The organism is Pseudomonas sp. Larv2_ips (assembly GCF_963879675.1).
GTDB lineage: Bacteria > Pseudomonadota > Gammaproteobacteria > Pseudomonadales > Pseudomonadaceae > Aquipseudomonas.
Genome location: NZ_CAWOAW010000026.1, coordinates 8,871 through 18,934, shown reverse-complemented (window position 1 = coordinate 18,934; position 10,064 = coordinate 8,871). Strand labels below are relative to the sequence as shown.

At 62.1% G+C, this 10,064-nt stretch carries 13 protein-coding genes; 6 read left to right on the top strand and 7 right to left on the bottom strand.

From position 1 onward, the window contains the following. The coding region (locus tag AACV02_RS16970; protein ID WP_177413648.1) for a ribonucleotide-diphosphate reductase subunit beta at positions 1 to 469 on the bottom strand (469 nt) is incomplete at its 3' end. Positions 470 to 740: 271 nt separating this feature from the next. On the opposite strand from AACV02_RS16970, the gene AACV02_RS16965 reads away from it, so the two are divergent. After that, positions 741 to 1,217 (top strand): GNAT family N-acetyltransferase, encoded by a 477-nt coding sequence (locus AACV02_RS16965; protein ID WP_119735330.1) that lies wholly within the window; start codon positions 741 to 743, stop codon positions 1,215 to 1,217. 56 nt (positions 1,218 to 1,273) lie between these two features. On the opposite strand, the gene AACV02_RS16960 is transcribed toward AACV02_RS16965, so the two are convergent. Continuing rightward, the gene (locus AACV02_RS16960) at positions 1,274 to 2,377 is read right to left on the bottom strand and encodes an alanine racemase (RefSeq protein WP_119735329.1); all 1,104 of its coding nucleotides are present in this window, start codon (positions 2,375 to 2,377) and stop codon (positions 1,274 to 1,276) included. A 70-nt stretch (positions 2,378 to 2,447) separates the two neighbouring features. On the opposite strand from AACV02_RS16960, the gene AACV02_RS16955 reads away from it, so the two are divergent. Further along, positions 2,448 to 3,074, top strand: coding sequence for a helix-turn-helix transcriptional regulator (locus AACV02_RS16955; protein ID WP_119735328.1), 627 nt, complete (start codon positions 2,448 to 2,450; stop codon positions 3,072 to 3,074). On the opposite strand, the gene AACV02_RS16950 is transcribed toward AACV02_RS16955, so the two are convergent. Next, on the bottom strand, positions 3,062 to 3,442 hold the full coding sequence (locus AACV02_RS16950; RefSeq protein ID WP_119735327.1) for a RidA family protein: 381 nt from the start codon (positions 3,440 to 3,442) through the stop codon (positions 3,062 to 3,064). The genes AACV02_RS16955 and AACV02_RS16950 overlap by 13 nt on opposite strands. Continuing rightward, positions 3,439 to 4,404, bottom strand: a complete 966-nt coding sequence (locus AACV02_RS16945) for a threo-3-hydroxy-L-aspartate ammonia-lyase (protein ID WP_119735326.1) — start codon at positions 4,402 to 4,404, stop codon at positions 3,439 to 3,441. The genes AACV02_RS16950 and AACV02_RS16945 overlap by 4 nt, the downstream gene beginning before the upstream one ends. Positions 4,405 to 4,517: 113 nt before the next feature. Between AACV02_RS16945 and AACV02_RS16940 the strand changes: the two genes are divergently transcribed. From AACV02_RS16940 to AACV02_RS16930, 3 genes are all read left to right on the top strand, one after another. Then, complete coding sequence (locus AACV02_RS16940; protein ID WP_119735325.1) at positions 4,518 to 5,135, top strand: LpxA family transferase; 618 nt, start codon at positions 4,518 to 4,520, stop codon at positions 5,133 to 5,135. Between the two features lie 92 nt (positions 5,136 to 5,227). Next, complete coding sequence (locus AACV02_RS16935) at positions 5,228 to 5,746, top strand: sigma-70 family RNA polymerase sigma factor (protein WP_106577927.1); 519 nt, start codon at positions 5,228 to 5,230, stop codon at positions 5,744 to 5,746. Next, positions 5,743 to 6,663, top strand: coding sequence for a FecR domain-containing protein (locus AACV02_RS16930; RefSeq protein ID WP_119735324.1), 921 nt, complete (start codon positions 5,743 to 5,745; stop codon positions 6,661 to 6,663). The genes AACV02_RS16935 and AACV02_RS16930 overlap by 4 nt, the downstream gene beginning before the upstream one ends. A gap of 263 nt (positions 6,664 to 6,926) precedes the next feature. On the opposite strand, the gene AACV02_RS16925 is transcribed toward AACV02_RS16930, so the two are convergent. The 3 genes from AACV02_RS16925 to AACV02_RS16915 are packed head-to-tail and all read right to left on the bottom strand — an operon-like array spanning position 6,927 to position 9,449. Next, positions 6,927 to 7,643 carry an ABC transporter ATP-binding protein gene (locus AACV02_RS16925; protein ID WP_106577929.1) on the bottom strand — a complete coding sequence of 239 codons (717 nt, stop codon included), beginning with the start codon at positions 7,641 to 7,643 and terminating at the stop codon, positions 6,927 to 6,929. Further along, the gene (locus tag AACV02_RS16920; protein WP_119735323.1) at positions 7,640 to 8,467 is read right to left on the bottom strand and encodes an ABC transporter permease; all 828 of its coding nucleotides are present in this window, start codon (positions 8,465 to 8,467) and stop codon (positions 7,640 to 7,642) included. The genes AACV02_RS16925 and AACV02_RS16920 overlap by 4 nt, the downstream gene beginning before the upstream one ends. Before the next feature lie 10 nt (positions 8,468 to 8,477). Beyond that, entirely contained in the window at positions 8,478 to 9,449 is a 972-nt protein-coding gene (locus AACV02_RS16915; RefSeq protein WP_119735322.1) for an aliphatic sulfonate ABC transporter substrate-binding protein, read from the bottom strand. A gap of 319 nt (positions 9,450 to 9,768) precedes the next feature. Between AACV02_RS16915 and AACV02_RS16910 the strand changes: the two genes are divergently transcribed. Beyond that, positions 9,769 to 9,984 (top strand): TOBE domain-containing protein, encoded by a 216-nt coding sequence (locus AACV02_RS16910; protein ID WP_003173733.1) that lies wholly within the window; start codon positions 9,769 to 9,771, stop codon positions 9,982 to 9,984. Positions 9,985 to 10,064 lie beyond the last annotated feature (80 nt).

Sequence of the window (10,064 nt, the reverse complement as noted above, 5' to 3'; positions counted from 1 at the left end):
CGGCGGTGGAGAAGAAGCCGAGGTTGCGCATGACGATGCGACGCTCGTCGTCGGTCAGGCCTTCGGGGTTTTTCCACAGCGCGATGTCGGCGGTCATGTTGACCTCTTGCGGCATCCAGTGGTTGGCGCAGCCGTCGAGGTACTTCTGCCAGGCCCAGTCGTACTTGAAGGGCACGAGTTGGTTGAGGTCGGCGCGGCAGTTGATCATGCGCTTTTCGTCAACGGCGACGCGGGCGGCGGAACCTTCCAGCTCGGCGAGGCCTTCGGCGACGTCGAGTTTGTCCAGGGCGGCCTTGGCGCGCACGATGGCGGCGGAGTCGTTGGCAGTCACGTTGCGCGCTTCCAGTGCGGCCGCGGCGCCGGCACCGTCAAGGCGGTCCATGTTGGCTTCGCTGGCATGCCCGGCGTTGGCGCCCTTGATCACCGCTGCACCGGTGTCTTCGTTGTCGACTTCATCCCAACTCAGCATTGAAATACTCCTTCCTGGTCTGTTCTGACGGTGTGTGAACCCGTCCAAAAATATGCGGTTTGCAGGCTACTCGGCATTGAAATACTGCGCGTAGTGTGGTCGGTAAATACCGATGCTGCACACTATGTAGTGGTCTGGTTTGTTTGTGGGCACACTATATGGTGTGTAACAAAGTAGGTCAACGCACAAGATGTGCGGTAATGGGTCGCTGCCCGGCGCTTGTTCAGCTATAAAGCCAGGGTTCACTGGCCACATAGGGAAACGCAAGGGAATGAAAAAGATTCTGCTGCGCGCGGCCACCCAGCAAGACGCCGAAAGCATCTTCGCGGTGCATCAAAACTCGGTCGAAAACCTGTGCAATGCCGACTACGGCCCTGAGCAGATTGCAATGTGGCTCGACGGTCGCTCGCCTGAGACGTACCGCGCGGCCATCGCCGCGGGCACGCTGTGGCTGGCGTACACCGATACCCTGCAAGGTTTCGTCGAAATTGACGGCCATGAAATCAGCAAATTGTTTGTGCGCCGTGATGCGGCCGGACAGGGCATTGGTGCGCGTTTACTGAGTGAAGCCTTGCAGCACATCCAACACGCGGGCCATGCCAAGGCCTACCTGGAAGCGACCCTGACCGCCGAAAGATTCTATGCCGCCTTCGGGTTTCGCAAAATCGGCGAGGGCAGGTTCAGCCGTGGCAACAGTTCGGTTTCCATTGAGATCATCAAGATGGAGCGGGCTTTTCAGGAAACGTAATGCGCCGCCGACTCAAACCACCTTCCGCGTTGAGCCAGCGGTGCTTGAACGGAGGGCTACCAGCCGCGCAAGCGCTCCCATACCTGCACATCAGCGTCATGCAAAACGGCGATGTAGCTACCAAACTGCGCGCCCGTCGCGCACGCATGGTTGGGCAAAATGCGCAGGCGCGTGCCGAGTGGGAAGTGCGTGACCACATCCACATGGCTGTGCTCAAACCGCGCCACACCGTGTTCCTGATTGGCGCTGCTGAGCAGCAACCCATCGATGGGCTCACCGTATTCATCGCACACCTGGCCATACCCGAAATCACGTTTCTGCGACTGAGTGCCACGATCCCGACTCATGGCCATCCAGCCCGCATCGGTGATGACCCAGCCTTTTTCCGCTTGATGGCCGATCACCGTTGTCAGCACGCTCAAGGCCAGTTCATCGGCACGGCACACGCCGATGTTGTGCATCACCAGGTCGAAGAACGCATACACGCCAGCGCGCAGTTCGGTGACGCCGTGCAGGCTCAGCGCCGACAACGCGGTGGGCGTGGAGCCGACGCTGACCTGTTCGCATGACAAGCCCGTCGCACGAATGCGCTCGGCCGCCTCGACGCAACGTGCGCGTTCCTGTTCCGCTATCGCTTGCAAGGCTTCAGGCGCATCCAGGCCGTAGCTTTCTCCGGCGTGGGTCAGCACGCCGGCGAGGTTGGCGCCCAGCAGTTGGGCGATCACCAGCAATTCAGGCGACTGCGGCTTGACCCCGCAGCGATGGCCGTCGCAATCGATCTCGATCATCACCGCAAAGGTCTCGCCGTGCTGCCGGCCAAAATCGACGATGGCCTGGGCGCCGGCGAGGCTGTCGGTGATCAGCATCAGCGCGCAACCCTGACGCCGCAACGCCAAGGCCTGGGGCAGCTTATGGGGCGCCATGGCGACTGCGTAAAGAATGTCGTGGATGCCCCGCTCGAAAAAGTACTCGGCTTCCTTGAGCGTCGATACGGTGATGCCGCGCGCACCCGCGGCGATCTGTGCGGCCACCACGTCGGCGCATTTATGGGTTTTGACATGCGGGCGCAAGTGCACGCCCAGGCTGTCAGCGCGCTGTTGCATGCGCTGGATATTGCGCTGCATCTTCAGCGTGTCAATCAATGCGGCAGGCGTGTCCATGGTTGAAACTCCACTATGAGGGACAGCGGCCAAATTGACGCCCTGTCCAGGACTGGATATGTTGTCTTGCATGAAAAAGACCTCTCCGGAACAAACCACACTGATCAGCCAGCTCGAACAGATCGCCGAAGGCTTGAGCAAAACCTTCAGCCCGTTCTGCGAGGTGGTGCTGCACGACTTGCGCGACCCGCAGCATGCGATCCTGGCGATCCATAACAACCTTTCCGGACGCCAACCCGGTGACCCGGCCACCGAACTAGGCCTGGCGCGCATTGCCGACCCGGACTACCCGCAGGTCATCGCCAACTACCAGAACCAGTTCGCCGATGGGCGTCAGGTCAAGAGCACGTCGATCGGCATCAAGGACGCCAGCGGCAAGTACGTCGCGGCCTTGTGCATGAACGTCGATCTCTCGTTGTTCCGGGGCTTGCAGGGCATGCTGGAGCAGTTTGGTTCAGTCAGTGGCGACAAGCCCAATGAGTCCCTCGACCCGTCCGGCGCCGATGTGATTCGTGCGCGTATCGACCAGTTCGCCGCACGCCTGGCCACCACGCCGCGGGCACTCAAGGCGGCGGATCGGCGGCTGCTTTTGCAAGAGCTCAAAGACTCTGGCTGCATGGACGTTCGTCGGGCCATGGAAACGGTCGCCTCGCACCTGGGCGTGTCGCGCGCGGCGGTCTACACCTACGCCAAGTAACGCGCCAGCGCTTCAATCTCTACCAGATACCCGTGATGCAACTCGGGCACCGGCACCACCGCGCGGGCAGGGCGGTGCTCGCCCAGCGCGGCGGCGTAAAGGCGGTCGAATTCCGGCCAGTGGTTGACCCCGGCCACGTACACCGTGACCTTGACCAGGTCCTGGGGCGAACCGCCGGCGGCTTTCAAGATCGCCAACACATTGTCCAGCGCCACCTGCGCCTGTTCGGTAAACGACGCCTCAAGGTTGTGGCGACCCTGCGCGCTGACCGGCAATTGCCCGGAGATATACAGCGTGTCGCCATGGCGCACGGCCTGCGAATAATGCCCGGCAGGCGGCGCGGCAGTCGCGGTGTGGATGATGTTCATGGCGCCTCGCTGAGCAATGCGGCGTAGCGCTGGATATCGACGTTGCCGCCGGTGACGATAACCCCCACGCGTTGGCCCTTGAACCGCTCGCCCAGTTGGCGCAATGCCGCCAGGCCAAGGCAGCCGGTGGGTTCCACCACCATCTTCATGCGCTGCATGACGAAGCGCATGGCTTGCACCAACTGCGCGTCGGAGACGGTGAAGATGTCGTTCACCTGATCACGGATGATCGGGAAGGTGTAGTTGCCCAAGTGTTGGGTTTGCGCACCGTCGGCGATGGTCGCCGGCGTGTCGATGTGCACAATGCTGCCGGCACGCAAGGAGCGTTGGCCGTCATTGCCCGCCTCCGGTTCGACGCCGAACAGTTGGCAATCCGGTGCCAGCGCGCGGGTCGAAAGTGCTGTGCCCGAGAGCATACCGCCGCCGCCCAGGCCGACGAAGAGCGCGTCCAGAGGACCGGTGAATTCCAGCAGTTCCTTGGCGGCAGTGCCTTGGCCGGCGAGGATGTGCGGGTGATCGTAAGGCGGGATCAGCGTCATCCCTTGCTCGATGGCCAGGGTACGGCCGATCTGCTCGCGGTCCTCGGTAAAACGGTCATACAGCACCACGCTGGCGCCATATTCACGGGTCGCGGCGACCTTGGCGGCCGGCGCGTCGGTGGGCATCACAATCGTCGCCGGCATGCCCAGCAAACGCGCCGCCAGCGCGATGCCTTGGGCGTGGTTGCCCGAAGAAAACGCCACCACACCGGCCTTGCGCTGCTGCGCATCAAACTGCGAGAGGGCGTTGAACGCGCCGCGAAACTTGAATGAGCCGGTGCGTTGCAGGTGTTCACATTTGATGAACACTTCGGCGCCGGTTTCGGCGTTGAGAGTGCGCGAGGTGAGCACCGGCGTGGCGTGCGCGAAGCCCTCCAGGCGTTGGGCGGCGGCGGTGACGTCTTGATAGGTAGGCAGTTGCATGCGACGGACCTCATGTGCGTGTTTGGATAAAATATCCATATCAAGACAAATAGTAAAGTTTCCTGTGTTCATGCTAGCGTTTCGAGCTTCTCTGAACGCCCGAGGGTTCGACGTTGATCCGACTCACCGACTACATCGCCAACCTTGCCCAGTCACCGCTGGCGCCGTGGGCCGACCTGGCACCCTGGGCGCTGGTGACCCAGGCGCCCGCCATCGTCCGCCACTTGCTCACCGAACTGGCGGTTGAGGATTACGCCATTCACGATGAAATCGCCGTGCACCGCACCGCCACGGTCGAACCCGGCGCCTTGCTCAAGGGCCCATTGATCATCGGCGCCGAGTGCTTTATCGCCAGCGGTTCGCTGCTGCGTGGTGGTTGCTGGCTGGAGGCGCAGTGCATCATCGGGCCAGGCGCCGAACTGAAAACCTCATTTGTATTCAAGGGCAGCAAGCTGGCGCATTTCAATTTTGTCGGTGATTCGGTGCTTGGCCACGGGATCAACCTGGAGGCGGGCAGCATCGTCGCCAACTACCGCAATGAGCGCGTGGACAAGGAGATCCTGGTGCGTATTGACGGGCAATTACAGCGCACCGGTTGCGACAAATTCGGCGCGTTGCTCGGCGATCAGTGCCGAATGGGCGCCAATGCGGTGCTGGCGCCGGGGGCCGTGTTAGCCCCTGCCAGTGTCATCGGGCGCGGGCAAGTGTTCGACGCAGAAGCCTCTGTATAAACGCAATGTTGAAAAGGGCATGGTGCACCGGCACTATATTAAATAGAATGAATCTCATTTGAGACTCACTCGCGCCGCGCAGGTCGCTTGCCATGAATGATGCAGTTGTCCCGACCCACGCCGCCGAACCCACCTTGTCGAGTTTGTACCGCGACCACCGCAGTTGGCTCGAAAGCTGGCTGCGGCGGCGCCTGGGCAATGCCTGGGATGCCGCGGACCTGAGCCAGGATACGTTCCTGCGCGTGCTCGCCAGTGCCCAGCCGATTGCGCAGATGCAGGAGCCGCGCGCGTACCTGGTGACAGTCGGCAAGCGCTTGCTGGTCAACTTTCATCAGCGGCGCAGCCTTGAGCAGGCTTACTTGACGGCCTTGGCAAGCCTTCCTCACACCTGTGTGCCGTCGCCGGAGCAACGCTGGCTGCTGCTGGAAACCCTGCAGGCGCTGGATGAGTTGCTCGACGGTTTGCCCGTGCTGGTGCGCCGCGCATTTTTGTGGAGCCAACTTGAAGGCCTGGGTTATCGCGAGATTGCCGAGCGGCTCGACGTTTCTGAGCGCACGGTGAAGCGCTACATGGCGCAAGCCTACGAACATTGTTTGCTGGCAGACCTGTGAGCCGCGAGGTCGCGCGCGCCGCCGCGCAGTGGCTGGCCTTGCTGGAATCCGGCGCGGCCACCGAAGGTGATCACGCCGCGTTGCAGCAGTGGCGCGCCAGCCACCCCCAGCACGAACAGACCTGGCAGAAAGCCCAAGCCCTGCGCCAGCGTTTCAGCGACGTGCCGCAAGCATTGGCAATGGCCAGCCTCGACCGGCCCCAGCCGTCGCGGCGGGCCATGCTCAAGCGTGCGCTGGGTGTGGCGGCGCTGGTGCCGACCGCCTGGCTGGTGAGTCGGCAGTTGCCCATCGAGGCGTGGCGGGCCGACGTGCACACCGCCACCGGCGAGCGCAGGCGCCTGCCGTTGGCCGATGGCAGCAGCCTGCAACTCAACACTGCCACGGCGGCGGATGTCGATCTGCAGCAGCGGCGCATCACGTTGATGGACGGTGAGCTGGCCGTGAATGTGCCAGGCGCGGCGTCGATGACCGTGAACACCCGCTACGGCGAGGTTCACGTCAGCCAGGCCGACGTGTGTGTGCGGCAATTGGCGTCCGGTTGTTTGGTCTCGGTGCTCAAGGGCGCGGTGCAGGTGCGCGACGTGCAGGGGCACGTGGCGACATTGAGCAGCGGGCAGCAGGCGCCGTTGCAGGCCAAGGGGCTTGGCGCCTGGGTAGCGTTCGATGCGCTGCAACTGGGCTGGCGCGACGGCGTGTTGACCGCGCAGAACCAGGCGCTGGGGGATTTTTTGCGCGAACTGGCGCGTTATCGCCCAGGCGTGTTGCGCTGGGACCCGAGCCTGGAAAGCCTGCGCGTGACCGGCAGCTTCCGGCTGGACGACACCGACCGCATTCTCACGCTGCTGTCCCAGACGTTGGGGTTTGAAGTGCGCGCGCGGACGCGGTACTGGGTGACCCTGAGCCGCACACTGGTTTGACGCTCACTGGGGGGAGTGGGCTTGGCCTGCGTTGGCGTGCGAAGCGCTTTCAATTCGGACATTTAGGTAAAACTGATAGACCGCGTCGTGGGATTTTAGGGCCGCTTCGCAGCCCAACGCGGGGCAAGCCCGCTCGCCACAGAAAGCCTGCTTGCCATAGGGAGTCTGGTTGCCACAGGGGCGTGCTTGCCACAGGAAGCCTGGTTGCCACAGGGGGCGTGCTTGCCACAGGGCGCCCGCATGCCATGGGCGATCATCTGTCTTCAAATCACATGCGCTCGCTGCAACTCGGTCAAGGCCAGTGCCTTGAGCCGTGCCAGCAGCGGGTCGCGACGGTCGCGTGGGTGCGGCAGGTCCACCGCGAGTTCCTGGCGGATGCTGCTCGGCCGGTTGTCCATCACCAGCACCCGATCACTCAGGTACAGCGCTTCGTCCACATCGTGAGTCACCAGCAATAACGCGATGGCATGGTGCTTGGCCAGTTGCAGTAGCAAGTCCTGCAGTTTCATGCGGGTGAACGCGTCCACAGCGCTGAACGGCTCGTCCAGCAGCAACACCTGCGGGCGCGAATACAGGCCGCGTGCGATCGCCACCCGTTGCGCCATGCCGCCCGATAACGCTTTGGGCAGTGCCTGAGCGAAACCCTTGAGTCCGACTTCGTCGATCAATTGCGCGACCCAGGCTTTGTCATAGTGACTGTCATCACTGAAGCCGATGTTCTGCTCTACCGTCAGCCAGGGCATCAGGCGCGGTTCCTGGAACACAAACGCCACTTCGCCTTCGGGGCTGCGCAGTTGGCCTTGAAAGTCTTTTTCCAGGCCGGCAACGATGCGCAGCAACGTGCTTTTACCGCAACCACTGGGCCCCAGCAGGCTCACCGCTTCGCGTGGCTGCAAGGCCAGGTGCACGTTGGTCAGCACGGGGGTGCTGGCAAAGCTTTTACGCTCTACACGAATGTCCAATAAAGGCTGCATGCTCATTGCTCCGCACCCTGGCCGTTGAAGGTGTCACGCCAGGCCAGGCAGTGTTTCTCGAGCGCTGCGAGCAGGCCATCGCTGACTTTGCCGAGCACCGCCAGCACGATGATTGCGGCCAGCACGATGTCCGGGCGCGAGGTTTCGCGCCCGTCACTGAGCAAGTAGCCCAAACCCTTGGTGGCCGCGATCAACTCGGCCGCCACCAGGAACATCCACGCCAGGCTCAGGCCACTGCGCAAGCCGGTAAACAGACCGGGCAGGGCGGCGGGCAACAGAATCCGCCGCACCAGACGGCGCCGGCTGAAGCCGTACATTTGCCCGACCTCCACCCATTTGCGGTCGATATCGCGGATCGCCGCGACGCCATTGAGGTACACCGGGAAGAACGCGCCAATCGCAATCAGCACAATCTTCGAGGTTTCATCGATGCCCAGCCACAGCAGCAACAGTGGCACCCAGGCCAGGCTCGGGATCGAGCGCAGCCCGGCAAATGTGGGTTCCAGGTACGCCTCGGCTTCGCGGCTGAGCCCTACCCAGGCGGCAAACACCAACGCCAGGCTCGCGCCGATGGCGAAGCCCGCCAGTACGCGCAACAGGCTGACGCCGATGTGCTTCCACAACGCGCCTTCGGCCAGGTCGGTCAAGGTTACGGCGATCTCGCTGGGCGCCGGCATCTGGTACGACGGCAGCCAGCCGATACGCACCACCCCCTCCAGCACCAACAGGATCAGCACCGGTAACACCAGTCCTTTCAAACGCCGTGGCCAGGCACTGCGCTGCATGACGAGCGGCGCCGCGAGCGGCACGGTTTGGGTTTTGCTGGTCATCACGCGCCCCTTACGGCTTCGGCAAGGCTTGGCCGAACGAGGTGTCGATCAGTTGGTCGATCACCTGATCCACATTGACCCCGCGACGGACCAGTTCCTCGGACACCAGGATCGGCGCCGCGGCCTTGGACGACACCACATCCTGGCGGGTCAGCAACGGGCTGCCGAGGTCGGTACGCGAGAGTTGCAGCTTGGCCACTTCCAGCGGCAACCCGGACTCATCGGCGAGCAATTTGGCGAACTCATCCGGATGCTTCACCGCCCAGTCGCGGGCCTTTTCATAGGCGCCGAGCACCTTGGTGATGGTCTGCGGATGCTCCTTGGCGTACGTCTCGGTGACGCTGACCACACCGTAGCTGTTGAAGTCTTTGTTGCGGTACAGCAGGCGCGAACCGGCCTGGATTTGACTGGCGGCCATGTGTGGGTCGAGGCCGGCCCAGGCGTCCACGTCACCTTTCTCCAGGGCGGTGCGGCCGTCCGGGTGTTGCAGGTGCACAAGCTCCACGTCATCTTTTTTCAGCCCGGCGTGTTGCAGGCTGCGCAGGGTGAACAGGTACGGGTCGGTGCCTTTGGTGGCGGCGATTTTCTTGCCCTTGAGGTCCGTCACGCTGGTGAGCGGCGAGTCTTTGCGTACCACCAAAGCCGTCCATTCGGCGCGGCTGTAGACATACACCGATTTGATCGGGCTGCCATTCGCACGGCTCAATACGGCCGACAAACTGGCGGAGGAGGCGAAGTCCACGCCGCCACTGTTGAGGTATTCCAGTGAGCGGTTGCTGCCCTGGCTCAGTACCCAGCCGACTTTGGTGTGCGGCAACGCCTGCTCCAACCAACCGAAATGCTTGAGCACCAGGCTGACCGGCGAATAGTAGGCGTAATCCAGATTGACTTGCGCCGGGTCGGCCTCGGCGGCAAAGGCCTGGGGCTGCAGGCACAAGGCGAGGGCGCAGGCGCCCAGTAAATGTTGAGCAAAGGGTTTCATGGAACAGCTCCGGACAAGGCGATGAGAGAAGGCTTTTCTTATATTCAGAAAATTGAATTGGCATGTTCCATCATGCTTTACCGGAATATGCAGTCTCTGTGCCATCTACGCCGAAGGCGGATTTGCTCGGGTTTAAGCCGCCGTTGCTGTGATGGCAGCGGGCAGTTTGTTGATCAGCTGTTGCCAGGCGAACAGTTCATATATATCCATATCGAATAAATAAAGAGTTATATATTCCTTTTAATGTCCGATTGGATGGCGCATTTTGAGGGCCTGCGCATTCGTGCGGATTGACCCAACAGCCAAAAGGAAAGCCGACATGACCATTAAAGCGATCAACGTGCGCAACCAGTTCAAGGGCGTGATCAAGGAGATTCTGCTGGGGGAAGTGGTGTCCGAGATCGACGTGCAAACCGCGTCCGGCATCGTGACGTCAGTGATCACCACGCGCTCGGTGCGTGACCTGGAATTGAAAGTGGGCAGCGAAGTGATTGCCTTTGTGAAGTCGACCGAAGTGTCAATTGCCAAGCTGTAAACCAGTGGTTGTAGCAAAAGCAGATTAAGTGCAGATCTGCTTTTCTGTAGGGGCTGGCTTGCCTGCGATGCGGGCACCTC

Bases quoted from the DNA above. Each gene is read 5' to 3' on its own strand.
- AACV02_RS16965 (WP_119735330.1), top strand. From the start codon at position 741: ATGAAAAAGATTCTGCTGCGCGCGGCCACCCAGCAAGACGCCGAAAGC.
- AACV02_RS16950 (WP_119735327.1), bottom strand. From the start codon at position 3,442: ATGAACATCATCCACACCGCGACTGCCGCGCCGCCTGCCGGGCATTAT.
- AACV02_RS16925 (WP_106577929.1), bottom strand. From the start codon at position 7,643: ATGAGCATGCAGCCTTTATTGGACATTCGTGTAGAGCGTAAAAGCTTT.
- AACV02_RS16945 (WP_119735326.1), bottom strand. From the start codon at position 4,404: ATGCAACTGCCTACCTATCAAGACGTCACCGCCGCCGCCCAACGCCTG.
- AACV02_RS16960 (WP_119735329.1), bottom strand. From the start codon at position 2,377: ATGGACACGCCTGCCGCATTGATTGACACGCTGAAGATGCAGCGCAAT.
- AACV02_RS16915 (WP_119735322.1), bottom strand. From the start codon at position 9,449: ATGAAACCCTTTGCTCAACATTTACTGGGCGCCTGCGCCCTCGCCTTG.
- AACV02_RS16955 (WP_119735328.1), top strand. From the start codon at position 2,448: ATGAAAAAGACCTCTCCGGAACAAACCACACTGATCAGCCAGCTCGAA.
- AACV02_RS16920 (WP_119735323.1), bottom strand. From the start codon at position 8,467: ATGACCAGCAAAACCCAAACCGTGCCGCTCGCGGCGCCGCTCGTCATG.
- AACV02_RS16910 (WP_003173733.1), top strand. From the start codon at position 9,769: ATGACCATTAAAGCGATCAACGTGCGCAACCAGTTCAAGGGCGTGATC.
- AACV02_RS16935 (WP_106577927.1), top strand. From the start codon at position 5,228: ATGAATGATGCAGTTGTCCCGACCCACGCCGCCGAACCCACCTTGTCG.